Annotated in this window: 26 protein-coding genes and 1 other RNA gene; 21 read left to right on the forward strand and 6 right to left on the reverse strand. The window is 50.0% G+C overall.

Going from position 1 to position 24,326, the window contains the following annotated elements:
* Positions 1–16: 16 nt before the first annotated feature.
* Positions 17–1,681 carry an energy-dependent translational throttle protein EttA gene (ettA, locus tag G535_RS0109860; RefSeq protein WP_026861908.1) on the reverse strand — a complete coding sequence of 555 codons (1,665 nt, stop codon included), beginning with the start codon at positions 1,679–1,681 and terminating at the stop codon, positions 17–19.
* 128 nt (positions 1,682–1,809) lie between these two features.
* Here ettA and glyA point away from each other — a divergent pair, with 128 nt between their 5' ends.
* The 4 genes from glyA to ribBA are packed head-to-tail and all read left to right on the forward strand — an operon-like array spanning position 1,810 to position 5,807.
* Positions 1,810–3,066, forward strand: coding sequence for a serine hydroxymethyltransferase (gene glyA / locus G535_RS0109865; RefSeq protein WP_026861909.1), 1,257 nt, complete (start codon positions 1,810–1,812; stop codon positions 3,064–3,066).
* A 38-nt stretch (positions 3,067–3,104) separates the two neighbouring features.
* Positions 3,105–3,554 carry a transcriptional regulator NrdR gene (gene nrdR, locus G535_RS0109870; RefSeq protein WP_026861910.1) on the forward strand — a complete coding sequence of 150 codons (450 nt, stop codon included), beginning with the start codon at positions 3,105–3,107 and terminating at the stop codon, positions 3,552–3,554.
* Between the two features lie 13 nt (positions 3,555–3,567).
* Positions 3,568–4,686, forward strand: coding sequence for a bifunctional diaminohydroxyphosphoribosylaminopyrimidine deaminase/5-amino-6-(5-phosphoribosylamino)uracil reductase RibD (gene ribD, locus G535_RS13425; RefSeq protein WP_034728404.1), 1,119 nt, complete (start codon positions 3,568–3,570; stop codon positions 4,684–4,686).
* Positions 4,683–5,807, forward strand: coding sequence for a bifunctional 3,4-dihydroxy-2-butanone-4-phosphate synthase/GTP cyclohydrolase II (gene ribBA / locus G535_RS0109880; RefSeq protein WP_026861911.1), 1,125 nt, complete (start codon positions 4,683–4,685; stop codon positions 5,805–5,807). Before ribD ends, ribBA begins: the two co-directional genes overlap by 4 nt.
* Here ribBA and G535_RS0109885 read toward each other — a convergent pair.
* The 4 genes from G535_RS0109885 to G535_RS0109900 are packed head-to-tail and all read right to left on the reverse strand — an operon-like array spanning position 5,782 to position 9,752.
* Positions 5,782–6,657, reverse strand: coding sequence for a ketopantoate reductase family protein (locus G535_RS0109885; RefSeq protein ID WP_026861912.1), 876 nt, complete (start codon positions 6,655–6,657; stop codon positions 5,782–5,784). The genes ribBA and G535_RS0109885 overlap by 26 nt on opposite strands.
* Before the next feature lie 10 nt (positions 6,658–6,667).
* Positions 6,668–8,005, reverse strand: coding sequence for an AmpG family muropeptide MFS transporter (locus G535_RS0109890; protein WP_026861913.1), 1,338 nt, complete (start codon positions 8,003–8,005; stop codon positions 6,668–6,670).
* A 12-nt stretch (positions 8,006–8,017) separates the two neighbouring features.
* Positions 8,018–8,605: a peptidylprolyl isomerase gene (locus tag G535_RS0109895; RefSeq protein WP_026861914.1), complete on the reverse strand. Its 588-nt coding sequence runs from the start codon at positions 8,603–8,605 to the stop codon at positions 8,018–8,020.
* 31 nt (positions 8,606–8,636) lie between these two features.
* Positions 8,637–9,752 (reverse strand): methyltransferase, encoded by a 1,116-nt coding sequence (locus G535_RS0109900; RefSeq protein ID WP_026861915.1) that lies wholly within the window; start codon positions 9,750–9,752, stop codon positions 8,637–8,639.
* 109 nt (positions 9,753–9,861) lie between these two features.
* On the opposite strand from G535_RS0109900, the gene G535_RS0109905 reads away from it, so the two are divergent.
* The 4 genes from G535_RS0109905 (at position 9,862) to G535_RS0109915 (ending at position 13,255) form a co-directional block, all read left to right on the forward strand.
* Positions 9,862–10,953: a ketoacyl-ACP synthase III gene (locus tag G535_RS0109905; RefSeq protein ID WP_026861916.1), complete on the forward strand. Its 1,092-nt coding sequence runs from the start codon at positions 9,862–9,864 to the stop codon at positions 10,951–10,953.
* Positions 10,946–11,695 (forward strand): enoyl-CoA hydratase-related protein, encoded by a 750-nt coding sequence (locus G535_RS0109910; protein WP_026861917.1) that lies wholly within the window; start codon positions 10,946–10,948, stop codon positions 11,693–11,695. Before G535_RS0109905 ends, G535_RS0109910 begins: the two co-directional genes overlap by 8 nt.
* A gap of 83 nt (positions 11,696–11,778) precedes the next feature.
* An RNA gene (gene ffs / locus G535_RS14100) (signal recognition particle sRNA small type) lies at positions 11,779–11,875 on the forward strand.
* Positions 11,876–12,151: 276 nt separating this feature from the next.
* Positions 12,152–13,255, forward strand: a complete 1,104-nt coding sequence (locus tag G535_RS0109915) for a tryptophan 2,3-dioxygenase family protein (protein WP_026861918.1) — start codon at positions 12,152–12,154, stop codon at positions 13,253–13,255.
* Here the strand turns inward: G535_RS0109915 and priC are convergent.
* Complete coding sequence (priC, locus tag G535_RS0109920; RefSeq protein WP_026861919.1) at positions 13,217–13,510, reverse strand: primosomal replication protein PriC; 294 nt, start codon at positions 13,508–13,510, stop codon at positions 13,217–13,219. The two genes, G535_RS0109915 and priC, sit on opposite strands and share 39 nt — an antisense overlap.
* A 377-nt stretch (positions 13,511–13,887) precedes the next feature.
* Here priC and G535_RS0109925 point away from each other — a divergent pair, with 377 nt between their 5' ends.
* From G535_RS0109925 to dnaX, 13 genes are all read left to right on the forward strand, one after another.
* Positions 13,888–14,670: a DUF3450 domain-containing protein gene (locus tag G535_RS0109925; RefSeq protein WP_026861920.1), complete on the forward strand. Its 783-nt coding sequence runs from the start codon at positions 13,888–13,890 to the stop codon at positions 14,668–14,670.
* Entirely contained in the window at positions 14,667–16,037 is a 1,371-nt protein-coding gene (locus G535_RS0109930) for a MotA/TolQ/ExbB proton channel family protein (RefSeq protein WP_026861921.1), read from the forward strand. Before G535_RS0109925 ends, G535_RS0109930 begins: the two co-directional genes overlap by 4 nt.
* Before the next feature lie 4 nt (positions 16,038–16,041).
* Positions 16,042–16,566 (forward strand): MotA/TolQ/ExbB proton channel family protein, encoded by a 525-nt coding sequence (locus G535_RS0109935; protein ID WP_026861922.1) that lies wholly within the window; start codon positions 16,042–16,044, stop codon positions 16,564–16,566.
* A gap of 12 nt (positions 16,567–16,578) precedes the next feature.
* Entirely contained in the window at positions 16,579–16,980 is a 402-nt protein-coding gene (locus G535_RS0109940) for an ExbD/TolR family protein (RefSeq protein WP_026861923.1), read from the forward strand.
* Position 16,981: 1 nt separating this feature from the next.
* Entirely contained in the window at positions 16,982–17,593 is a 612-nt protein-coding gene (locus G535_RS0109945) for an energy transducer TonB (RefSeq protein WP_026861924.1), read from the forward strand.
* Between the two features lie 2 nt (positions 17,594–17,595).
* Entirely contained in the window at positions 17,596–18,897 is a 1,302-nt protein-coding gene (locus G535_RS0109950) for a tetratricopeptide repeat protein (protein ID WP_241970442.1), read from the forward strand.
* A 113-nt stretch (positions 18,898–19,010) separates the two neighbouring features.
* A complete protein-coding gene (locus G535_RS0109955) occupies positions 19,011–19,445 on the forward strand; it encodes an HvfA family oxazolone/thioamide-modified RiPP metallophore (protein ID WP_026861926.1) in 435 nt (144 codons plus the stop codon).
* Entirely contained in the window at positions 19,430–20,272 is an 843-nt protein-coding gene (locus G535_RS0109960; protein WP_026861927.1) for an HvfB family MNIO-type RiPP peptide maturase, read from the forward strand. The genes G535_RS0109955 and G535_RS0109960 overlap by 16 nt, the downstream gene beginning before the upstream one ends.
* Positions 20,241–20,984 carry an HvfC family RiPP maturation protein gene (locus G535_RS0109965; protein ID WP_026861928.1) on the forward strand — a complete coding sequence of 248 codons (744 nt, stop codon included), beginning with the start codon at positions 20,241–20,243 and terminating at the stop codon, positions 20,982–20,984. The genes G535_RS0109960 and G535_RS0109965 overlap by 32 nt, the downstream gene beginning before the upstream one ends.
* A 53-nt stretch (positions 20,985–21,037) precedes the next feature.
* Positions 21,038–21,169 (forward strand): hypothetical protein, encoded by a 132-nt coding sequence (locus tag G535_RS14370; RefSeq protein ID WP_275069080.1) that lies wholly within the window; start codon positions 21,038–21,040, stop codon positions 21,167–21,169.
* Positions 21,170–21,196: 27 nt separating this feature from the next.
* On the forward strand, positions 21,197–21,595 hold the full coding sequence (locus G535_RS0109975; RefSeq protein ID WP_026861929.1) for a response regulator: 399 nt from the start codon (positions 21,197–21,199) through the stop codon (positions 21,593–21,595).
* Positions 21,592–22,116, forward strand: a complete 525-nt coding sequence (locus G535_RS0109980; RefSeq protein ID WP_026861930.1) for an adenine phosphoribosyltransferase — start codon at positions 21,592–21,594, stop codon at positions 22,114–22,116. The genes G535_RS0109975 and G535_RS0109980 overlap by 4 nt, the downstream gene beginning before the upstream one ends.
* Positions 22,117–22,175: 59 nt before the next feature.
* On the forward strand, positions 22,176–24,302 hold the full coding sequence (gene dnaX, locus G535_RS0109985; protein WP_026861931.1) for a DNA polymerase III subunit gamma/tau: 2,127 nt from the start codon (positions 22,176–22,178) through the stop codon (positions 24,300–24,302).
* The last annotated feature ends 24 nt before the right edge of the window (positions 24,303–24,326 follow it).

Here is a 24,326-nt window from a genome sequence, read left to right on the forward strand (position 1 = left end):
AACGTCTTCAAGTGCTTTAACCGATAGGTTTGTAACGCACGCGATGCGGCTCCATAGCCTGCTCGCCGTGCGTTTCTTTCATGTAAGCTTCGTAATCGGTGTAGTTACCTTCGTAGAAGTTAATCTTACCTTCATCACGATAATCCAAGATGTGTGTTGCCACACGGTCAAGGAACCAACGGTCGTGCGAGATCACCATCGCTGAGCCAGGGAACTCCAACAAGGCTTCTTCAAGCGCTCGCAAAGTTTCAACATCAAGGTCGTTGGTTGGTTCATCAAGCAGCAATAAGTTACCGCCAGCTTTCAATAATTTTGCCAAGTGCACACGGTTGCGTTCACCACCGGATAATTCACCGATACGCTTTTGTTGGTCGTTGCCACGGAAGTTAAAGCGACCGACATAGGCGCGGCTGTTGATCTCAAAAGTGCCGATCCGCAACACGTCTTGACCATCAGAGATTTCTTGCCACACGGTGTTGTTGTCATCCATGTCATCACGGAACTGATCGACGCTTGCCAATTGTACGGTTTCACCGAGTTCAACGGTGCCGCTATCAGGCTGCTCAGCACCAGTGATCATACGGAACAAGGTCGATTTACCTGCACCGTTTGGACCGATAATGCCGACGATGGCACCCTTAGGAATGCTGAAGCTTAAGTCATCGATAAGCACGCGGCCGTCATAGGCTTTGTGCAAGTGTTCCACGTCCAACACTTTGTCGCCCAAGCGGGGACCAGGTGGAATGAACAGCTCGTTGGTTTCGTTACGTTTTTGATAGTCGCCGCTTTGCAACTCTTCAAAACGCGCCATCCGCGCTTTACTTTTCGCTTGGCGACCTTTCGGGTTCTGACGAACCCATTCCAATTCTTGCTTAATGCTACGCTGACGGGCTTTCTCAGATTTCTCTTCTTGCTCGAGGCGTTTCTCTTTTTGCTCCAACCAAGACGAGTAGTTACCTTCCCAAGGAATGCCGTAACCACGGTCAAGCTCGAGGATCCAGCCGGCAACGTTATCAAGGAAATAACGGTCGTGGGTAATCGCCACAACGGTGCCGTCGTAGTCGTGCAAGAAGCGTTCGAGCCACGCGACAGATTCGGCGTCCAAGTGGTTGGTCGGTTCGTCGAGCAGCAACATATCAGGTTTACTTAGTAACAAACGACAGATTGCCACGCGGCGCCGCTCACCACCGGATAACACACCAATTTTTGCGTCCCAAGGTGGTAAACGCAGTGAGTCCGCTGCACGCTCAAGAATATTCTCGAGGTTATGACCGTCTTTCGCCTGAATGATGGCTTCGAGTTCACCTTGGCGTTTGGCTAAGGCATCAAAGTCGGCATTTTCATCGGCATAGGCGCTGTAAACCTGATCAAGTTCTGCCATCGCGTCTTTAACTTCAGCCACAGCTTCTTCAACAGTTTCACGCACGGTTTTGTTTTCATCGAGTTGCGGCTCTTGCGGTAAGTAACCAATTTGCGTACCGGCAAGTGGACGCGCTTCACCCTCGATCTCGGTATCAATCCCGGCCATGATGCGTAGCAAGGTTGATTTACCCGCACCGTTAAGACCTAAAACACCAATTTTGGCGCCCGGGAAAAAGGACAATGAAATGTCCTTCAGAATGGTTTTTTTCGGCGGGACCACTTTGCTTACCCGCGACATCGAATAGATAAACTGTGCCATATCAGCAACACTTCCTTTCATCGGCTGCAAATTAAGCGGCTATTTTAACCCTTAAGTTGGCGTGAACCCAAGTATATTGGTAAACTACTGCCTCAAATCATCGTCCCGTTATGAAGTCAGGAGCCCCAATGTTAAAAAACACCATGAACATTGCCGATTACGATGCTGATCTATGGCAAGCTATGACTGACGAAGTTGCTCGTCAGGAAGAACACATTGAGTTGATTGCCTCAGAGAACTATACCAGTCCTCGCGTGCTACAGGCACAGGGCTCACAACTGACCAACAAGTACGCGGAAGGTTATCCGCACAAACGCTATTATGGCGGTTGTGAGTACGTTGACGTGGTCGAAGATTTAGCGATTGAACGTGCCAAGCAGTTGTTTGGTGCAAAATATGCCAACGTGCAACCGCACGCTGGTTCACAGGCCAACTCTGCAGTGTTTTTGGCATTGCTTGAAGCGGGCGATACCGTGTTAGGTATGAGCTTGGCGCACGGTGGCCACTTGACCCATGGTTCAGGGGTTAACTTCTCAGGCAAATTGTACAACGCTGTACAGTACGGTTTGGACGAAACCACCGGTGAAATTAACTACGCAGAAGTACGCGAGTTAGCACTTGAGCACAAGCCAAAGCTGATTGTAGCTGGTTTCTCTGCCTATTCAGGTATTGTTGATTGGGCGAAATTCCGTGAAATCGCTGACGAAGTTGGCGCTTACCTGTTAGTCGATATGGCGCACGTTGCCGGCTTGGTTGCTGCAGGGTTATATCCAAACCCAGTACCACATGCCGACGTTGTGACGACGACTACCCATAAAACCTTAGCAGGTCCGCGTAGTGGTTTGATTTTGTCAGGTAAAGACGACGAAACCTTACACAAAAAATTGAATAGTGGTGTGTTCCCAGGTAGTCAAGGTGGCCCTCTGTGTCACGTGATTGCAGCCAAAGCTGTAGCGTTTAAAGAAGCCATGGAACCTGAGTTCAAAGCCTATCAGCAGCAAGTGTTGGACAACGCCAATGCGATGGTGAAAGTGATGCAAGAACGCGGTTATAACATCGTTTCTGGCGGCACCCAAAACCACTTGTTCTTGGTGGACCTGATCAACAAAGACATCACCGGTAAAGACGCTGATGCAGCCCTTGGTCGCGCGTTCATCACAGTGAACAAAAACTCAGTACCGAACGATCCACGTTCACCTTTTGTTACCTCTGGCCTGCGTCTCGGTACGCCAGCAATTACCCGTCGTGGTTTTAAAGTTGCTGAAGCTGAGCAGGTGGCAAACTGGATCTGTGACGTACTTGATGACATTGAAAACGAAGACAAAATCGTTGAAGTTCGTGAAAGTGTGCGCGCTTTGTGCAAACGCTTCCCAGTTTACGGATAAGTGAACGGTTAAGCGATTTTATTGAATAAGGAAAGGTCATGCATTGTCCGTTCTGTGGTACGCAAGATACTAAAGTGATTGATTCACGGCTCGTGGCCGATGGCGCATCCGTGCGTCGCCGCCGCGAATGTCTAGCGTGTAAAGAGCGTTTCACGACGTTTGAAACGGCAGAGCTGGTGATGCCGCGGGTGATCAAATCGGATGGCTCGCGTGAACCTTTCAATGAAGACAAGCTTCGCAGTGGCTTACTGCGTGCGCTAGAAAAGCGCCCAGTAAGCCTCGAAGCGATGGAACAAGCCATTCAAAACGTCAAATCTGCGTTACGCGCCACTGGCGAGCGCGAAATCACCAGCCAAGTGATAGGTGGCTTGGTGATGGAAAACCTTAAAGCCCTCGATAAAGTTGCGTACATCCGGTTTGCTTCGGTGTACCGCGCATTTGATGATATCCGCGAATTCGGTGAGGAAATCGCGCGCTTAAATGACTAAGCGAGAGACCGTTATGCACGATGCTGACCAGCAATACATGCAGCAAGCTTTAGCGCTTGCAGCGCGTGGTGCCTTTGGTACGCCGCCTAACCCTAATGTCGGCTGTGTGATTGTGCGTGATGGTCAAGTGGTCGGTCGCGGTTGGCACGAACGTCCTGGCGAACCTCACGCTGAAGTGCATGCGTTGCGCGAAGCCGCCGAGCTTGCCCAAGGCGCGACAGCATATGTCACGCTCGAGCCTTGTAGTCATCATGGTCGTACGCCACCTTGTGCCGATGCCCTAATTAAAGCACAGGTCGCGCGCGTGGTCGTCGCGATGCGTGACCCGAATCCGCTCGTGGCGGGGCAGGGTATTGCGCGACTCGAAGCTGCTGGTATTAAGGTTCAGGTTGGTGTACTTGAACAACAAGCACGTACCTTAAATCAAGGTTTCATTGCCAGAATGGAGCGCAATCGACCTTGGCTTCGTTTGAAAATGGCCATGAGCGTCGATGGCCGTACGGCACTTGCTAATGGTGCCAGTCAATGGATCACTAGCCGTGAAGCACGAGAAGATGTGCATCGTTTTCGTGCGCAAAGTGGCGCGGTGTTGACCACCGCTCGTACGGTGTTGATGGACCATGCGCTGATGACCGCACGCCATCCGCAAGCCGAACGACAACCGCTACGCGTGCTACTCGATCGTCAACAACAGGTTCCTGTTGAACATCCGTTTTTTGCCCAAGCGAGCCCAGTGTTGCGAGTGGTTAGCCCCACGACGACAGCAGGGAGCGACTGGCCTGAACACGTGCAAACGCTTGAAGTGCAGAGTTTTCAGCAACGGCTGCCACTGCATGATATTTTTGCCAAACTGGCAGAGTATGACGTCAACGATGTGTGGACCGAATGCGGTGCCGAGCTGGCAGGAGCGCTGACCAGCGCAGGCTTAGTTGACGAATGGGTGCTTTACGTGGCGCCAAAACTCCTTGGCGATAGCAGCCGAGGTGTGGTTCAACTACCTAATTTTCATCATCTCGATCAAGTCCCTGAAATGCGCTTTGAAAGCGTGACGATGCTGGGTCATGATCTACGTATTTGCGCACGGCCACTGCATGCAAGTGACCGTCCGACCACAGGAGAAGTACAGTCGTGAGTCAGTTACATAGTGCCGCTGAAATCATCGAAGATATTCGTCAAGGTAAGATGGTCATTTTGATGGATGACGAAGATCGCGAAAACGAAGGTGATTTAATTCTTGCTGCTGAGTGCGTCACCCCTGAAGCGATTAACTTCATGGCGCGCTTTGGCCGTGGCTTGATTTGTTTGACCTTAACCGAAGAGCGTTGCGAGCAGTTGAAGTTACCATTGATGGTGCATCAAAATAATGCCCCTTATTCGACGGCGTTTACGGTATCTATCGAAGCGGCTGAGGGGGTTACCACGGGTATTTCTGCTGCCGATCGCGCACGCACGGTACAGGCTGCAGTGGCCAAAGATGCGAAACCATCGGACTTGGTCATGCCAGGTCATATTTTCCCGCTCAAAGCCAAATCAGGCGGTGTGTTGAACCGCGCAGGTCATACCGAAGCGGGTTGTGATTTAGCGCGTCTTGCAGGTTATGAGCCGGCAGCGGTGATCGTCGAGGTCTTGAACGAAGATGGCTCCATGGCACGTCGTCCGGATTTGGAAAAGTTTGCTGCCGAGCACGGTATTAAAGTCGGTACTATCGCTGATTTAATTGAGTATCGCTCGATGACCGAGAAAACCGTGGTGCGTCAATCCCAATGTCAGCTGCCGACCCGTTATGGTGCGTTTGAGTTAATCGCTTATCAAGATACCATCGATAATCAAGTGCACTATGCCTTGGTGAATGGCGCCATTGATCCAGAGCAACCGGTGAATGTACGCGTGCATCTGCAAGATACCTTCAACGATTTGTTCTCGACCGATCGGGCAACGCAACGTAGTTGGCCACTGGCACATGCGATGGATTACATTGGCGAACATGGTGGGGTGTTAGTGGTCATTGGCCGCGAGCAATCAACCAGCGATATTCTGGCGCAAGTACGCAGTTTTGCTGCCGAAGATCGTGGTGAAGTCAAGCCGACAGCTGCCGCGTCAAATGCCTCACGTAACGTCGGTATTGGTTCACAAATCTTGGCCGATTTGGGTGTACATCAAATGCATTTGATGAGCTCACCGAAACGCTATTCAGCACTTTCCGGATTTGGTTTGGAAGTGGTCGACTTTATTGAAGATCCCGATCTTGACTAAGTGCATTGACGCGCCGCCAGACCCAATCGTTGGCTGGCGCGTCGAGTCCTGCCGTAGCACTTGCCTGCGCAACAAAACCATTCAAATAATCAATTTCTAAACGACGGCCGAGGCGAAAATCTTGCAACATCGACGAGCGGTTCTGTGCTGTTTGTTGCATGACACGCTGGGCATTGGCTAAGAGTTCGTCGGCCTGCAGTTGCAAGCCTTGGGTGGCCGCGAGGGCTGCAATTTCGGTCGCAACCGCATGCCACACGGCATGATCGAGTCGCTCCAATACCTCACCATTGCGGCATTGATGCAGCACTGTAAACGGGTTAATTAAACAATTCACCGCGAGTTTTTGCCAACGTCGCTGATGGATCTCCGTATGCCAATGCAAGGGCGGCAGTGCTTGCGCCAATGTCTCAAATGCTGCTGGAGGTTGATCGCAACCGCCAAGCCAACTCTCACCATGCCCCCCATGAATGACCTCGAGGCCATCGCGATAGGCGCCGTGGGTAGTGACCCAGTGGCAGTCTGAGGGGCGGAGTAAGCTTGCTTCGTCTTCAAGCATGCCGTTGTAGCTTAAGATCAATGTCGACGCTGCGAAAGCGGGGGCCTGTTGTAGCTCATCAAGCAAAGGCCGTACATGATAGGCTTTAACCGCGGCAAAAATCGTACTGGGTTGCGTCAGTGTCGCGCTACATGGAAACGACCAAGGCTGATTGTCATGCATGATCGTTAGTGGCTCGGGGTGCGCAGAACGCAACTTTACGGTCACTCTTTGGCCAAGTTTGGCCAAGTGCACGGCCATAAGACTGCCCAAGGCTCCTTGTCCAATCACCAACCATGGTGGTTGCGTTGTCATGTGGCGTTTCCTAACTTTGCGTTGCTGCTGGGGCTTGAATACGATGCATCGCTTTGCGGAGCAAAAGCAATAAACATAAGCCCGGTGTGACCATTAGCGCGGTGAGAATAAAGAACAGTGACCAGTCACCGTTGAGCCAGTCGACGACAAAGCCACTGTAGGATGACAATAGTGTACGCCCCAGATTCCCGAGTGATGCTAATAAAGCGTATTGCGTGGCGGTAAAGGCGCGGTTACATAGCAGGCTGATGAAGGCGACAAAGGCGACCGTTGACCAAGCACCGGTAAAACCATCAATAACGACTGCGGCGAGTAACAGGTTGGTATTTGGACCCACAGCAGCAATCCACGCGAACATTAAGTTACTCGCGGCCATGGCGGTGCCACCAATAAAGAGGCCGCGCATGGTACCGAGACGGACATTTACCATACTGCCAATAATGGCGAAGATGATGGTGACCCACCACGTGACCATTTTTGAATAAAAACCGATGTCATCGTTGGTAAAGCCAATTTCTTTGTAAAACACAATCGCCATACGGCCAAGAAATGCTTCGCCAATTTTGAACAAAAAGATAAAGCTTAAGATGGCGAGTGCCAACTGCCAGCCGGCACGTTTAAAAAATTCAGCCACAGGATCGTACAGCGTTACCTTGAACCAATCCTGCCAGCGTTGGAAAGGGGCGGTGTCAGCACGGTAGCGCTTCGACTCGCGCATGCACAACACGAACAGTAATTGCAGGGCAAGGAACAGCACCATCACTTGATAGACCGCTTGCCAAGTCCAGGTGGTACCGTCAACGAGGAAAAATGGCACTGCGCCGAGACCGCTATAGCCGGTCCACCAACCCGCCGTGGCCATCGCCGCCCCAGCCGATTGTAAGTGGCCTTCATGCTGACCAAAGGTTTCAATCCGAAAGGCGTCAATGGCGATGTCTTGCGTGGCTGATGCGATGGCGATCATCAATGCACTTACGGCCACCGCAAAGGTGTGCTCAGCGAGGTTGAGGCCGCTCATCGAGAAGGTCGCAGCGATGAGCACCACCAGGCAGAGGGCCAGCCAACTGCGGCGCTGACCGAGGCGTTGGTGTAAGACTGGCAACTTGACACGATCGACTAACGGCGACCAGAGTGCATTGACCGAGTAGGCGACAAACACCAAGCCAAATAAACCGATGTCACTGCGTGACACGCCAGCTTCTTGCAGCCAGGCTGACAGCATTGAGCTGATCAAAACCCACGGGAAGCCGCTCATAACACCGAACAGAAAAATCACCCAAACGCGTGGCTCGAGATACACACGAAAGTCTTTGTACCACGGCGTGGTTGTGCTCTGCTGTTCGGTCATGACGAACCCTTATTATTGTTGTTGTGGCAGTACTTCAGCGCGAATAAGCACAGGTGGTTCTTGCGGGAAGTCGCGCCACCCCGTTTCTGTGTGATAGGGCAAAGATTCGACGCTTGCCAGTTGTTCAAGCACGTCTTCGCCACTTACAACAACACCGAACACGGCGTAGCCCCAGCCACTCTCTGGATCAAGCGAGGTATTGTCGTCGAGATTAAAAAAGAATTGGCGTGTCGCGGTGTGCGGCGCGGTTTCACGTGCCATGGCGATGGTACCGTACTTGTTTTTTAGACCGTTACCCGACTCATTGGCGATGGGGGCGCCGGCTTTTTTCGGCACCAGCTCGTTATCGTAACCGCCACCTTGCAACACAAAGCCCGGCACCAGACGGTGAAAGATGGTGTTGTTATAACTGCCGATATCAACGTAGTGCAAAAAGTTTTCGACGGTTAAAGGGGCGCGATGGCGATTGAGCTCAATCACAATATCGCCCAACGAGGTTTCAAACTTCACCCGTGGAAATGGATTATCCGGTTGTACCTTAGCGCTTGCTGGCGCCAGAAGACCCAAACATAGGAGGCAGGCCGTAACGAACGTTTTCATAATTCACCTTTTCTGCTTCGTAAGGACAACATTAAAGCGTGCAGCTTAACACCATAAACTTGGTATTGCTGGCGACGGTTTTAACGTTACGAAATAAACGCTTAAGAAAATGATAATACGGGAGATGACGGTTCGCGACCAGTCGCAATTCACCGCCATGGCGTAACACACGTTTCGCGTCTTGGAACATTTGTCGCGCAATATGTTCCGTGATCGCATGTTCTTGGTGAAACGGCGGATTGCACAACACGAGATCGACGCTGTTGTCGGCCTGCTGGGTGAGGCAGTCATCTACCACACAGCGATAGCCATCGCTCGGTGGAAGATTGGCTTCGACGTTGCGCGCACAGGACGCAACGGCAAGATAGGACTCATCGACCCAGGTCACCGCGCTTGCAGGCGAGTGCTTAGCATAGCAGAGACCCAACACGCCATTGCCACAGCCCAAATCGATGACCTGTTCTGCTCCTGCCGCAGGTAAGTTGTCGAGCAAGAGGCGCGCACCAATATCAAGTTGATTTCGAGCAAAAACGCCTGGCAAGTGATGCAGTGTTAAGCCTCGTTCAGGTACCTGCCAGGTGTTGGTTGACGCTACCTCCTCGGCGAGGTTTGGTGATAATTGGCCTTGCAGTATGCGGCATTTCCGTTGTATCAATGATACCGATACGTCAGTGCAATAGTTTTGAAATAATGCCCGGACGGCGGGAGTGAACAACTTACTTTTGGCGGCAACAATAATAGGCGTGCCGCTGGGCAGTTCAGCACTAAGCTTGGCTAATTGAAAAGCGAGTAAGCTTTGGCTTTTTGGCAGCTTCATCAAAACTAGGTCGCGGTCCGCCGGCAGGGTGTCTAAGCCCGCGAGCTGTTTCCCAGAGGTTGGCAAGTTATTGTGTTCGAGGTTATGTAACTGGGCCTGATGACTTACATAAGAGTCGGTGTAACTGCACCAAGATTGTGTGGCCACCGCAACTACTAGGGCGCCGAAACTGTCATTGACGAGTAACGGGTGTTGCGGCAGCTGCGTTTGTTGCAGTGTTGCGAGTTGCGCATGCAAGAGCTCGTCGGCAGCGTCCCAGGCTTGTAGTGGGTCGTTGCTACGCACAGGGTAGCGATGCAGTTGCCAGTTGCCAAGCGGACTACGGAGCATAGTGCTCGCAGGGGCTGGTGTTCGATGTTTTACCATTGGTCGGACATTTCTCTTGTTAACATTCGTGCTATGATAACGAAAAACGGGTAGTGACTATAGGTTTTAGACAGTGAAAAAATACGCAGAGATCACGGGTTGGGGAAAATGTTTACCGCCAGCTGTCATGACAAATGACGACTTGGCTACTTTTTTAGAGACGTCAGATGAGTGGATTCGCACGCGCACGGGCATCGAAGAGCGTCGCGTAAGTGCTGTCGGCACGTCAAAGCTTGCTACGGTAGCTGGCCGCAACGCCTTGGCTGCAGCAGGCTTGGAGCCGACGGATATTGATCTGGTCCTGGTCGGTACCTGTACGCCAGATGAAATTATTCCAAATGTGGCGTCGGCGGTGCAGCGCGACCTAGGCGCGAAAAATGCTGCGGCGTTTGACCTCAACGCGGCCTGTAGTAGTTTTTTATATGGCATGCATTACGCCACTCAAGCCATTCGTACCGGTGCACACAAGAAGGTGTTGATCATTGGTGCGGAGCGTTTGACGCGCATTCTTGATTGGACCAAGCGTGAAAGTGCGGTGCTATTTGGTGATGGCGCTGGGGCTATGGTTCTCGAAGCATCTGATAACGAGTCAGGTTTATTGGCTTCGCACGTTAGTTGTGACGCTGATGCTCGTGACGTGCTCTCACTTGAGTTTGGCATGAGCTTCGACCGTTTTGGCTTTGATGGCATTATGCCGTTTAATTTCGTAGGCCAAGAAATTTTCAAACGCGCCGTAAAAGGCATGAACACCGCGGTTGAGAAAGTCTTTGAAGAAACGGGATTAACCACGGACGATATTGACTCGCTGATTCCACACCAAGCAAATAAGCGCCTGATCGATTATCTAGCAAAAATGTGCAAGGTGCCTGAAGAAAAAACCGTTATTAACATTCAGAAGTACGGTAACACCTCATCGGCAACCTTACCCATCGCATTTTGTGAAGCGGTCGAGCAGGGCATTGTGAAACCAGGCGATACGATTGTCTCGGCGGTGTTTGGTGGGGGCCTTACCTGTGGTGCAGGTATCATTAAGTGGGGACAGCGTGTCACGCCATTACGTCCTAATAATGAAACCTTACCTGACGACGGACAAACAGCATTGGATTTGATTGTACCTGTACATGAAAAAACCAAAGCGGCATGGGAAAAGCGTAACAATGACTGATCTGATTCAGGTAGAACAGCGCGACGGCATCGTCTGGGTGACGATCAACCGTCCCGAAAAAAAGAACGCGCTCACGCAGCAAATGTACACCGACTTAACGCAAGCGCTAGAGCATGCTGAACGTGACAGCTCCGTCGCCGCCGTGGTGTTACAAGGTGCCGATGAGAACTTTACCGCTGGTAACGATTTGCATGATTTTTTAGCGATGGAAGAACTCGATGAGAGTGCGCCACCGTTTGAATTCCTGTTCACCTTAAGTCGTTTAACCGTACCTGTGATTGCTAGTGTTGATGGCGTTGCCATCGGTATAGGTACAACCATTTTGTTGCACTGTGACTTAGTGTTAGTCAGCGAGCGTGCCAAGTTGGCGTTACCTTTTATTCACTTGGGCTTGGTACCTGAGGCGGCGTCGAGCCAGTTGTTACCCTTATTATGTGGTCATCTGCGCGCGTCTGAGTTGCTGCTCTTGGGCGATACCATTGATGCAACGAAAGCACTGAATTATGGCTTGGTGAATCAAGTGGTCGCACATGACGCGTTGGCGGAGCAAACAGCGGCGTTAGCGGCGGCCTTGGCGGCGAAGCCTGTGGTTGGTTTGCGGGCGACCAAACGCCTGTTGAAACAACCGACCGAAGCTGTCGCGGATCGTATTTCGCGCGAAGCAGCGATTTTTATTAAAGCGTTAAAATCAGATGCAGCGCGTGAAGCCATTGCGGAAACCTTGCACGGCAAACGACGTTAGTTGCACAAATACTAAGCAAGCGCGCGCCTTACCCTTGCGACCTTGGGTCGAATGATGGATAATGCGCGCCGTTATGGTGGCCTTGTTGGTTCCCCCGCAACACGAACTGGCGAACCCGGTCAGGCCCGGAAGGGAGCAGCCGTAGTCAGGGATGTGGGTGCCGGGGTGTAGCTGGCAGGGCCGCCACCCAAATTTAAGTTTGTTGGTTGTTGCTGGTTGCTTGCTGTTTGAAAAAAACAACCGACACAAACTATCCATATCTTTCTTCTTTCTGTACCTCATCAATAAAAAACAAGCAACAAATTGGTACTTACCTTCTTTTGCTTTAGCTTGTATTGTATCCCCCAAGAAATTTCCGAAACGAACCACAGCTGTTTCTTGTTTCTTGTTTTTTGTTTTTCTAGCAACAAACAACAAGCAACAAGCAACAAGCAACAAGCAACAAAAGAGTATCCCATGCCAAAAAATGCAGAAGCTGTTTACTACAGCGATTATCTGAAACTCGATCGCCTGCTCGATGCCCAGCAACCGCATAGCACTAAGTACGGTGCTGAAGCCCACGACGAAATGCTGTTTATTATTGTGCACCAAGTGTATGAGCTTTGGTTTAAACAAGTGCTGCACGAGCTGCGGGCCATTCATCAAGACTTTAGTAAGCCGCAACTTGATGACAAAGCGCTCTACTTAGTGGCGCATCGATTACGTCGTGTGTTGACCATTCAAGATTTGATGAACGATCAGGTGGCGGTGATCGAAACCATGACGCCGCAGGAGTTTTTGGAGTTTCGTGATTACCTGGTTCCGGCCTCTGGTTTTCAAAGTATTCAATTTAAAGAGTTAGAAATCCGTCTTGGCTTGACGCGGGCAACGCGTATCGCCTTTGATCAGCAATCGTTCTACAACCGCTTGAATGATGAAGACCGAAACTATCTTGAGCAACTTGAAGAGCAACCAACCTTATTTGACCGTGTTGATGCATGGCTGGCGCGGATGCCGTTACTGGAATTTAAACAGTTTAAGTTCTGGGATATGTATCAACAGGCGGTAAATGACGCACTTGACCACGATGAAACCATCATTCGTGAGAACGCGGTGGATGCACAGCAGCTCGAAACGGAATTGGCCGGTATTCAAACGAACCGCGATAATTTTGCCGCACTGTTTGATGCTGAGCGTTATCAAAGTCTGCGTGAGGGTGGGGCAGTGAAATTGTCACAGCGGGCAATGTTAAGTGCGCTGTTTATCACTCAGTATCGCGAAGAACCAGCATTTAACTTGGCTTGGCAGGTGATTACATCGCTTGCTGAAATGGATGAGAAATTGACCATTTGGCGTTACAAACATGCAATGATGGTACAACGTATGTTAGGGACGAAAATTGGTACCGGTGGCAGCTCTGGGCACGATTACCTACGTAGAACCACCGAACAAAACCGTGTTTTTAAAGACTTCTTTGCGATGTCGACCTACTTATTGCCGAAGTCGGCACTGCCAGCGCTGCCGGCAGAAGTCCGCGACGCGCTAGGCTTTTCCTTGGAAATAACTCACCGCTCGGTGTAAGGCTAGCATTTGTTGTTCAATCCGTGCCGCGAGCCACTGTTGATGCTGTGGGTTCGCGGTGCGATTGAGCTGGCGCAGATTACTTTGCAACTCATCACAATAATCTTCTGGCGCGCTATGGCTAGTTTTAAAGAGTTGATCATCAAACCAGTCGTGAAATGCTTCTTCGCTAATACCTAACCTCAAGATGCTCGCACGCATGGCCTCAATTTGGTCTTTTAAGCGTTGTAAAACAACCGGTTGAATAATTGCCATAGCGAAACCCGTAACGTTCTCTGAAAAATAAAGCGTTGCCGCGTAGCATACCTTACCTTGGTCCCGTCGCCTAGCTCCGGCACTACAAGCAAATTATTGCAACCTTATGACATCTTTCGAACATAAAATAACCGTTATTTTCAGGTTGTCTTAAGATGTGGGAAAAGTGAATTTTTATGCAGCGCAAAGCGCGGAATAATCTCATTTCGGTGGTTGACAGCCTTTGCTAGATCGTGGGAGTATTGAGCAGATTATTGCTCATAATAATATGAGTAATAGCTGCAAGTGTTGATTAAACTCTTTTCGTCACTCAAATAACTGGGAAGTTGACGGCGTAATGTTGTCAGCAGAAAGTTAAATCAAATTGGTTGGGAACTATGACCAAAGTAATCAATAAAAGCAAAGTTGCGGCGGCCTTGGTCGGTGCGCTAGCAATCGCAGGTAGCGCTACAGCTGCTGCACAATCAGTATCTTCGTTACAGAGCGAAGAAGCAAAGACACATCAAGCTGATGTACGTTCACAAGACAAAATCAACTCGTTGTTCGAGCAGTCTCAAGAGCTGTTATACGAATACCGTGGGATTGTAGACGAATATGAACAATTAAAAGTTTACAACGATCACGTACAACGTCTTGTTGATGGTCAGAACGAACAACTGGCTTCTCTACAGCGCCAGATCGACGGCATTGAAGGCACCAAGCAAGGTGTTGTTCCTTTGATGTACAAAATGATCGACGCTTTGGAGCAGTTTGTTAAGCTGGATATGCCTATTCAACGTGACAACCGTCTTGCGCGTGTTGAGCGTCTTCGCGACGTAATGAGTAACCCTAACGTTACTACTTCTGAGCAATTCCGTCAGATCACCGAAGCCTACCAAGCAGAGATGGACTACGGTTCAGCTTTGAATGCTTACGAAGGTAAGTTGCAGGTCGAAGGTGGAGAAATCTCTGTAGACTTCTTCCAAATCGGTCGCGCTGCTTTGTTAGCACAATCGCTTGATATGAAAAACGGTTGGATCTACAACACCACTACCGGTGAGTGGGAAGAGCTTGACGATTCATACATGGGTGCTTTGACTAAAGCTATCCGTATGGCGCGTAAGCAAACGGCCCCAGATCTTCTTAAATTGCCAGTATTCGCAGCGGAGCAAGCAGAATGAACAAACTAGTGAAATCTTTGCTGGTCGCTACAGCATTCTCTCTAACTGTTGGTGCAAGCTCTGCTTATGCGCAAGAGCAAGAAGTCAACGAAGCAAAATCACTTGAGCAATTGCTTGAGTTGGTAAAACAAAACCGTGCTGAATCACAACGCATCAATGCTCAACGTGAAGCTGAGTTCACTGACGCGCGTGCTGATAAGCAAGCCTTGTTGAACCGCGCTAAAAAGCAACTTGCTGACGAAAAAGCTCGTGGCGAGCGTTTACAGACTGAATTCTCTGAAAACGAAATTGCCCTAGCAAACAAAGAAACCGAACTGAAAAACCAGTTAGGTACTTTGGGTGAAATCGTCGGTGTTGCACGTGGTGCAGCAAGCGACACTATCGGTCGTATCGCAACTTCAATCGTAAGTGCTCAATACCCTGGTCGTGAAGACGTCCTTGAGAGCATCGCTGAAGCGCGTGAAGTACCGACCATCAAAGAACTTGAAGAGCTTTGGTTAGCTTGGTTAACCGAAATGAAAGAATCAGGCAAAGTGGTTACTTTCAACTCTGAAGTTACTTTGTTAGATGGTTCATCTGAACAGCGTGACGTAACTCGTATCGGTGTTTTCAACTTGTTGTCTGACGGCGAATATTTCGTATATAACGACCAAGCTGAAGAAATCCAGCCGCTAGGTAAGCAACCTGAAGGTTACATCCTTTCAGCTGCTGAAAACTTCTTGGCTGCCGATTCAGGTTATGAAAGCGTGTTCCTTGACCCTGCACGTGGTCAAATCTTGAACCTTGGTACTCAGAAAGCAACGCTTGAAGAACAGTATCACCAAGGTGGCACTGTAGGTTACGTTATCACCGTGGTTCTTATCCTCGGCGTACTTATCGCAATCTACAAAATCATCACTTTGGGTGCAGAGAACGCACGTATCCGTGCACAGCTTAAGAACACCGGTAAGCCTTCTGAGAAGAATGCTTTGGGTCGTATCTTGAAGGTCTATCATGACAACAAGTCTGACGACACTGAAAACCTTGAGCTGAAACTTGACGAAGCGATTTTACGTGAAACGCCACGTATCGATTCTGGTGTGAACATCATCAAGATTTTCGCAGCAATCGCGCCATTGCTTGGTCTACTTGGTACGGTAATCGGTATGATTGGTACCTTCCAATCAATCACCTTGTACGGTACTGGTGATCCTAAGATCATGGCAGGCGACATCTCAATGGCATTGGTAACTACTGCTATGGGTCTTATCGCTGCATTGCCGTTAATTCTTATCCACGCAGTTGTGGCAGGTCGTGCTAAGAGCATCGTTCATACATTGGACGAGCAAGCAGCTGGCATCGTAGCCGCTCACGCGGAGAAGGAGTAATCCTATGCTTTACCTGATGGAGCTTTGGGAATCTGTCAGGGATTTTTTGAGTACCGGTGGCGATGTTTTGTACTTCGTCATGGGAGCCCTCTTTCTCATGTGGGTACTCATGATTGAGCGCTACTGGTTCCTTACTGGCGTGTTCCCGAAGATGAAAAAAGACATCATCGATCGTTGGAACGCGCGTGAGGACACCACGTCTTGGTATGCTCATAAGATCCGTGAAGCATGGATTTCAGAAGCAGCTGATAAACTGAATGCACGTATTCTGTTGATCAAAACTGCGATTGCTATGTGTCCGTTAATCGGACTGCTCGGAACTGTAACCGGTATGATTGCAGTATTCGAAACCATGGCAACGCAGGGTACGGGTAACCCACGCCTTATGGCGGACGGTATCTCGATGGCGACAATCCCAACAATGGCTGGGATGGTTGCTGCCTTGTCAGGCATGTTCTTCGCGACTCGCTTAGAAGCGAAAGTGAAGCGCGCAAAAGACAAGTTGATCGATAGTTTGCCACATCATTAAGAGAGAAGAATTATGGCACGTAAACGTTTTCGTGAAGAAGAAGATGCAGCGATCGACATGACGCCGATGCTTGACATCGTTTTCATCATGTTGATCTTCTTCATCGTAACGACCTCTTTCGTGAAAGAGGCAGGTATCGACGTGAACAAGCCAGAAGCAAGTCAAGCGCAGAAGAAACCTTCTGCCAACATCTTCATCGCTATTCGTGATAATGGCGAAGTGTGGATGGACAAGCGTATGGTTGATGTTGAGCGCGTTGGCGCGAACATCGAGCGTCTTTTGGCTGAACAGCCAACCGATATCGTAGTGATTCAGGCAGACAAAGAAGCCAAACATGGTGTTGTCGTGAAAGTCATGGATCAAATCAAGGAAGCGGGTATTGACAAGATATCCATAGCCGCAGAGGACGATTAATATGGTGCGCTTTTTAGTATCATTACTATTAGGTGCTGCAGCTACGTTCCTCCTGTTCGCGTTCATGGCGTTCTTGATCAGCGGGGGAGACGGGCGTAATGCACCGCCTCCACCGTCGTCAATCATTGAGATTGTGACTCAGCCTCCGGAGTCGGATGTGGATCAGCGTCGTCGTACGCCGCCGCCACCGCCGCCACCGCCGGCCCAGCCACCGGAAACGCCACCGAATGAGCCAGATACATCTGACGCAGACGGTATGAACCTAGATTTAGGTTTTGACGTGGACGTAGGTGGTGCGGACACTGGTTTTGATGCCAGTGGCGCGATGATGCGTGATGGTGATGCTGTACCTATCGTACGTATCAACCCGCGCTTCCCACCAGCGGCAGCACGTGATGGTATCGAAGGTTGGGTAATGCTTCGCTTTACCATTGATAAAACGGGTGGCGTGAAAGATGTCGAAGTTATCGACTCAAATCCACGTCGCGTATTCGACCAAGAAGCACGTCGTGCACTCTTGCGCTGGAAATACAACCCGAAAGTGGTTGATGGCAATCCGGTAGAGCAGCCAGGACAGACTGTTCAGCTCGACTTTACCTTGGATCAGGAGTAATGATGATGATGCACAAAAAACTCTCAATGCTGATTAGCGCGAGTGTATTGTGTGGCGTTGTTGCGGTAGGTTCGCCTACCGCTATGGCGCAAGACATCAATTACAACTTGCCAAGTGCCGAGCAGGTACAGCAGCAGAAAGATAGCCGCGGTAGTAAAGCTGTTTCTGAGCGTATTGGTCGCCGTATTATGGCCGCCTTCGACTTGTATACCGAAGAAGAAGACGTGAAAGGTGCAATCGCGATTCTCGAAGATCTCGATCCGAGTGATTCGTTTGACCGCGCTTATGTCGATCGTTTTCTTGCAAACTTACTGACTGAAGATGAGCGTATTAATGACGCTCTCAAGCTAGCAAAACGTTCTGCAGATGCGAACGTACTTAGCTGGAATGACCAAGCTACGATTCTTCGTTTGTCGGCACAGTTAAGCCTTCAAGTTGAAGATTATCGCGGTGCGCTTCAGTACTACGGTAAGTGGTTGCAATTCACTGGTGAAGCGAACCCAGATGTATTTTTGCGTATTGCCAACGCTTATTATGAGCTGAAGGAATATGACAAAGTCATCAAGCCAGCTGACCTTGCGATTGCAAACTACGAAGAGCCAAACAAAAACGCATATGTGATGAAAGTTGCCTCGTATTATGAGCGCAAAATGTATCAAGATGCGATTGATGTTTTGGAAGCCGGTCTTGAAGTATTACCTGGTGAAACCACATGGTGGAACCAATTGGGCATGATTTATATGCTCGAAGAGGAGCTTGATAAAGCACTTCAAACCCTCGAAATTGCTTACTTAGCAGGCTATTTCGATAAGGAAAACCAGTTTAAAGCATTGGTACAACTGTATGCGAACAATGGTATTCCGTTTGATGCTGCTCGCCTGATGGTGAAGCACCTTGAGTCTGGTGATATCGAGAAGACGTCGCGCAACTATCGTAGCGCTGCATCTAACTTTGAAATGGCACGTGAGTATTCGCGTGCAGCTAAAATCTATGCTTTAGCTGCTGGCGTTGAAAGCGACAAAGATGATCGTGCTGATTTGTATCGTAAGAAGGGAACTGCCCACTTACGTGCAGAAGAGTACGACGCTGCCACGGATGCGTATTTAAAAGCATTGGACGAAGGCTATGATGAGCCGGGTAGTATTTACATGTCTTTGGCAGAAGCGTACTTCTACCAAAACAAGTTTAGCCAAGCGTTGAAATACGTAACTGAAGCGCAAAAATTCAATGATCAACGACGTAATGCACGTAGCTGGGAATCTTACATTCGCAGCAAGGCGAGCAATCGCGGAGTTTCTTTGTAAAAATTGCGTTTAACGTAAAAAAAGTTGTAAAGCCCCGCTATCAATGCGGGGCTTTTTTTTGTAAAAACGCTATAGTTAATGAATGTGTTTGACACAACAACGAGGAACTGAACATGAACAATGTGAAAAAAACCGTTAGCTTAACTGTAGGCGCGTTATTAGCGAGTGGCGTTGCTATGCAAGCTGCCGCCAATCCATTTAGCTATGCCGACCTAGGTTCTGGTTATCAGCAAGAGCAAAGCAAAGATCGTGAAGCCAAGTGTGGTGAAGGCAAGTGCGGTGAACACATGCACGGCGATAAAGTGAAAGAAAAGGCCAAAGAAGGCAAATGTGGCGAAGGCAAGTGCGGAGAGCACATGCACAGCGACAAGATGAAGGAAAAGGCGAAAGAAGGTAAGTGTGGCGAGGGCAAATGCGGTGAAGGCAAATGCGGCGAGTCGCACGGTGATAAAGTAAAAGCTGAAGCCAAAGCTAAAGCGAAAGAAAAAGCGAGCGAAGGTAAGTGTGGCGAAGGCAAATGTGGTGAAGGGAAGTGCGGCGGACAGTAGGACTCGGACTGCGTCGTGAGTTTCTAACAGACGTCTTGGCAGCACCAGCGGAAGTTGGGTTTTGGGAACTTGCTCCTGAAAACTGGTTTCCGCGCGGTGCCAAAGCCTATCGCCAGTTAGATCAACTGCGCGAACAAACACCACTCACCAGTCATGGGCTCTCACTCTCTATTGGGAGCCCTGACCCTTTAGACATTGCCTTCGTGCGGCAAGTGAAAGCTTTCTTAGATCGCTTTGATATCGCGGTGTACAGTGAGCATTTGAGTTACTGCTCAGCCGGTGGACACTTGTATGATTTATTGCCCATGCCCTTTACCAAAGAAGCTGCAGACTATGTCGCCGAGCGAGTAAAGCTGGTGCAGGATATTATCGAGCGCCCGTTGGTATTAGAAAACGTCTCTTATTACGCCAGCTTTGCGACCGAATTAAGTGAGTTAGAGTTCATTTGTACGGTAGTAGAAGAAGCTGACTGTAAGCTCTTGCTCGACGTCAATAATGTGTTCGTGAATAGCGTCAACCATAACTACGACCCTTACGCGTTTATTGACGCTTTGCCGAGTGAGCGCATTGTATACGGCCATATTGCCGGACATACTGAAGAAGCGCCTGACTTATTTGTCGATACTCACGGTGCCGACGTTAAGCCGCAGGTTTGGCAACTGCTAGAACATGCGTATCGTCGTCACGGTATTTTTCCAACGGTTTTAGAGCGGGACTTTAATATCCCGCCACTCACAGACTTATTAAGTGAAATGGCGCATATTGACGATTCACAACAACGGGTTGAACGCTGCAGTGACGCAAGACTTCAAACAACTTCAGCATAAATTCGCCAATTGGCTCCGCGCCGCAGAAGCTGGCGACGATTTCCCCGCTATCGAGGCACGTCGTTTGGCGGTGTATCGGCGTTTGGTACACAACAATATCCGTCAGTTTCTCGATAACGGTTTCCCGGTACTGCGCAAGGTCCTTTCGGATCGCGAATGGCGTGCTCTCGTTGAGGGGTTTATCGCGCAACATCGGGCAGCCTCGCCATTATTTTCCGATATTGGCCAAGAGTTTGTCGATTACTTGGCGCAATTGGACTTGGCAACCACTGGCGTGCCGGTATGGACATTTGAGCTTGCCCATTACGAGCGACTTGAGGTTGACGTGCAATTCGCGAATCCACCTGATGTGTTAGCTGCGCAAACGCTGGAGGAGGCAACCCTATTACGCTTAAACCCAAGTGCGCGCATCGCTTGCTATCAGTACGCAGTGGCTGAAATTTCAGCCGAACACTTACCCACAGACCCAGAGCCGCAACCTTACTGTGTTGTGGTCTATCAGACCGCGCAAGGGCAGGTACGGTTTTTGCAACTTAACCCAATGACCGCCTTTGTCTTGGAGCTACTCCAACAACAACCGACCAGTTTAGTGCAACTGTGTGACACCTTAATGGCACAGTTGCCAGGTTATACCGCTGACCAATTAAAAACCGCCTTGACTCAATTGCTTGAAGATTTTGCTGCGCGTGGTGTGTTGTCCACAACCGCGTAATCGAGTATGATCCGCCCCGCAAAATAATAGCTGCAGTTATGAGGACCTCCCATATGGCTAACAAAACCGAACGTTATTACGACTCATCGAGTAAACCTTGGATTGGCGTGCTTGCGGTATTAGTAGTAGTTGCCGTGCCATGTCTACCAGCGATTTTACAGTGGGCGAAACACCTTACGGCGTAACCCCCACGTAACCAATTAAGGCAACCTATGTCTCGCAAACTTTTGTTGGTTGAGGATAAACCAACGACGCGTGCAGCATTACTTGAGATGCTCGCGCATACACCTTTTGTCGTTGATTGTGCCAATGATGGCCTTGAAGGGTTGAATAAAGCGAAGGCAGAACACTACGACGTGGTTCTTGCCGATCATAAAATGCCTTTAATGGATGGCATTAACTTATTGCGGAATTTGCGAGCATTGGAAAGCTATGCGCAAACGCCGTTGTTGTTAATGTCGACCCAAGATCTCAAGCAAGTCGAAGAGAGCGCAACCCGTTCTGGAGCCGACTTGTGCTTACCTAAGCCGATTGATCAACAGCGTCTACTGGAGTTGTTGGCAGATCTCTGGCAAACCATGCAAACACCATTGCGCCCTGAGATTTCATGAGCTTTGACATCAAAACACATATACGTGCGATTCACGATTATCCGAAACCTGGTATCGTGTTTCGAGATATCACGCCGTTGCTTGCCGATGGCGTAGCTTTTCAGCAGACCATTATGCAACTTGCGGAGCGTTATCGTCCGTTACAACTCACACGCGTTGTTGGCATTGAAGCCCGCGGGTTTATTTTTGGTACCGCCTTAGCCTATGCGTTGGGCGTTGGTTTCGTCCCTTTGCGCAAGCCGGGTAAATTACCTGGCAGCACACTCGAACAACGTTATCAATTGGAGTATGGCGAAGATGCGCTGCAAATGCATGATGATGCGCTCACCGCTGATGACCGAGTGATCATTATTGACGATTTGCTTGCTACTGGTGGCACGGTATTAGCGGCGGTTGATCTCGTCAGACAAACGCAGGCAGAATTGCTCGAGTGCGCTTTTGTGATCAGTTTGACTGACTTGCCGGGGCCGTCACGACTGCAACGCGCCAAGATCCCGTACTATACCCTGTGCGAATTTTAGGGTAACGTAAGAATCTCGATTTATCATCGCCGCAGCATGAGTTCAACAAGGAAGCTAGCATGAGTTATCAGGTGCTCGCCCGTAAATGGCGCCCGCGTAAATTTGCCGAAGTTGTTGGTCAACAACACGTTCTGAAACCTTTGATGAACGCCTTGGCGACTGGCCGTCTCCACCATGCCTGGTTATTGACTGGCACCCGCGGGGTAGGTAAAACCACCATTGCCCGCATTCTGGCGAAAAGCCTAAACTGCGAGAAAGGGATTACCGCTGATCCATGCGGCGAGTGCTCAGCCTGTGTTGCGATTGAACAAGGGCGTTTCGTCGACTTACTCGAAATTGATGCGGCATCACGAACCAAAGTCGAAGATACCCGTGAAGTGCTTGATAACGTGCAGTACAAACCAACGCACGGGCGCTATAAAGTGTACTTAATCGATGAAGTGCACATGTTGTCTCGCCACAGTTTTAATGCCTTACTCAAAACATTGGAAGAGCCACCGGAACATGTGAAGTTCTTATTGGCGACCACAGATCCGCAAAAGCTACCAATCACCGTGTTATCACGCTGCCTGCAGTTTAACCTGAAAGCAATGGAGCGCGCGGAAATTGCAACGCATCTTCAGTACGTGCTTGAACAAGAACAGATTCCTTTTGAAGAAGCGGCCTTGCCTGCGTTAGCGCGTGCCGCGCGCGGCAGTATGCGTGATGCATTGAGTTTGACGGACCAGGCGATTGCACAAGGGGAGCAGCAAGTTACGATTGCTGGTGTGCAGCAAATGTTAGGTGCGGTGCCAAGCTTTGAATTGGCGACCTTGCTCGAGCATGTGTTAACTGGCGACGGTGCGGCACTCCTTGCGAGTTTAGCGCGCGTTGCTGGGCAAGTTCCTGACCTGAGTAGTTTACTCAGCGAAATGCAGAATTACGTGCATCAATTGGCGTTGTATCAAGCGGTGCCTGAAGTTGCTGAGACCTTAAACCTCACTAGCGAAGATCAGCAACTCGCACAACAGCTTCCGGCAGAACTATTGCAAGTGTATTACGATATTTTGGTGCAAGGGCGTCGTGATCTTGATTATGCTGCGGATGTCCGTAGTGGCGTTGAAATGACCCTGTTGCGCTTGATGGCGTTTCGTCCACAGAAACTTACCTTGGTGGAACGCACGTCAGCGGATACGACGACAGTGACCAAAGTTGCAGCACCAGTTGCAGCACCTGAACCCGCTCCAGCAGAAACGGAAGCAGAAACAGAAGCCGCCGACTCAGGCGCTGCAGTAACGCCAGATGTCGCGGCTCCCGAAGACACAACTGCAGCTCGTCCTGACGTTGCACCCGCAGAGGTCACTGAAGAACAGCACTGGCGCAATGATGCGCCGCCAGAGGTTGCAACTGAAGACGTTCCTGCGCCGTCACCTGACCTAGATCTTGCATCGCGTGAGCCAGCAGAAATGAGCGAGCCGGTACAACAGGAGCCTGTGGAGGCTCCCGCGGCGGCTGAGACGACGCAAGACACCTTAGCCTCGCTTTTGGAGACGCGAGCGGTACTTCAGCAAAAAATGCAGCAGGCGAACGAAACGCCGCGCACTGATGTATCACCGCCGCAAAAAAAAAATCCTGAAGCCATAGCGCCGCAACAACCGCTTGAAACGACGGCATCAGAGGCTGTGGTTTGTGAGCCTGAGGTTGCGACTGAACCTGAGCCTGCGAGCACGTCAGCCGAGGTTAGGGAAGCGCCCGTAACTGCGCCCGACGTAACTGCCGCGATGGCTGCACCGACCATCAACCTTGAGATTCCAGCAGAAACGCGTAGCGCCGCCGAAATTGATCGTTGGTCTGCGTGGATCGATAACCTTGCCATCGACGGCTTAGCTCGCCAACTGGCGCGCAATAGTGTGCTGGAAAAGAACGATGCAGGTTATGTCCTCTATGTGCGTGAAGCTTGGCAACATCTAATGAGTGATGGCGCAACCAGTGCGATTCGCGAAGCCTTGCAACAAGCGATGGCGTTAGAAATTGTTGATGTGGGCTTGAAAAATACGCCGCAGCCCACACCTTTTGAAATACAACAAGCCATTGACGCCCAACGATTGGCGCAGGCGAAGCAGCGCTTAGCGGAAGATCCATTAGCGCTAGCGTTACAACAGCAATTTGGTGCTGAGCTTGATGATAGCTCGGTGCAACCGCTTTAATTGATTGATTACAACGAGGTCGTT

Source organism: Pseudidiomarina sediminum DSM 21906 (assembly GCF_000423165.1).
Taxonomy (GTDB): domain Bacteria; phylum Pseudomonadota; class Gammaproteobacteria; order Enterobacterales; family Alteromonadaceae; genus Pseudidiomarina; species Pseudidiomarina sediminum.

Excerpts from the sequence above, each read along its gene's own strand:
- ettA (WP_026861908.1), bottom strand. The coding sequence starts at position 1,681 with ATGGCACAGTTTATCTATTCGATGTCGCGGGTAAGCAAAGTGGTCCCG.
- glyA (WP_026861909.1), top strand. The coding sequence starts at position 1,810 with ATGTTAAAAAACACCATGAACATTGCCGATTACGATGCTGATCTATGG.
- nrdR (WP_026861910.1), top strand. The coding sequence starts at position 3,105 with ATGCATTGTCCGTTCTGTGGTACGCAAGATACTAAAGTGATTGATTCA.
- ribD (WP_034728404.1), top strand. The coding sequence starts at position 3,568 with ATGCACGATGCTGACCAGCAATACATGCAGCAAGCTTTAGCGCTTGCA.
- G535_RS0109885 (WP_026861912.1), bottom strand. The coding sequence starts at position 6,657 with ATGACAACGCAACCACCATGGTTGGTGATTGGACAAGGAGCCTTGGGC.
- G535_RS0109890 (WP_026861913.1), bottom strand. The coding sequence starts at position 8,005 with ATGACCGAACAGCAGAGCACAACCACGCCGTGGTACAAAGACTTTCGT.
- G535_RS0109895 (WP_026861914.1), bottom strand. The coding sequence starts at position 8,605 with ATGAAAACGTTCGTTACGGCCTGCCTCCTATGTTTGGGTCTTCTGGCG.
- G535_RS0109900 (WP_026861915.1), bottom strand. The coding sequence starts at position 9,752 with ATGCTCCGTAGTCCGCTTGGCAACTGGCAACTGCATCGCTACCCTGTG.
- G535_RS0109910 (WP_026861917.1), top strand. The coding sequence starts at position 10,946 with ATGACTGATCTGATTCAGGTAGAACAGCGCGACGGCATCGTCTGGGTG.
- G535_RS0109915 (WP_026861918.1), top strand. The coding sequence starts at position 12,152 with ATGCCAAAAAATGCAGAAGCTGTTTACTACAGCGATTATCTGAAACTC.
- priC (WP_026861919.1), bottom strand. The coding sequence starts at position 13,510 with ATGGCAATTATTCAACCGGTTGTTTTACAACGCTTAAAAGACCAAATT.
- G535_RS0109925 (WP_026861920.1), top strand. The coding sequence starts at position 13,888 with ATGACCAAAGTAATCAATAAAAGCAAAGTTGCGGCGGCCTTGGTCGGT.
- G535_RS0109930 (WP_026861921.1), top strand. The coding sequence starts at position 14,667 with ATGAACAAACTAGTGAAATCTTTGCTGGTCGCTACAGCATTCTCTCTA.
- G535_RS0109935 (WP_026861922.1), top strand. The coding sequence starts at position 16,042 with ATGCTTTACCTGATGGAGCTTTGGGAATCTGTCAGGGATTTTTTGAGT.
- G535_RS0109940 (WP_026861923.1), top strand. The coding sequence starts at position 16,579 with ATGGCACGTAAACGTTTTCGTGAAGAAGAAGATGCAGCGATCGACATG.
- G535_RS0109945 (WP_026861924.1), top strand. The coding sequence starts at position 16,982 with ATGGTGCGCTTTTTAGTATCATTACTATTAGGTGCTGCAGCTACGTTC.
- G535_RS0109950 (WP_241970442.1), top strand. The coding sequence starts at position 17,596 with ATGATGATGCACAAAAAACTCTCAATGCTGATTAGCGCGAGTGTATTG.
- G535_RS0109955 (WP_026861926.1), top strand. The coding sequence starts at position 19,011 with ATGAACAATGTGAAAAAAACCGTTAGCTTAACTGTAGGCGCGTTATTA.
- G535_RS14370 (WP_275069080.1), top strand. The coding sequence starts at position 21,038 with ATGGCTAACAAAACCGAACGTTATTACGACTCATCGAGTAAACCTTGG.
- G535_RS0109975 (WP_026861929.1), top strand. The coding sequence starts at position 21,197 with ATGTCTCGCAAACTTTTGTTGGTTGAGGATAAACCAACGACGCGTGCA.
- G535_RS0109980 (WP_026861930.1), top strand. The coding sequence starts at position 21,592 with ATGAGCTTTGACATCAAAACACATATACGTGCGATTCACGATTATCCG.
- dnaX (WP_026861931.1), top strand. The coding sequence starts at position 22,176 with ATGAGTTATCAGGTGCTCGCCCGTAAATGGCGCCCGCGTAAATTTGCC.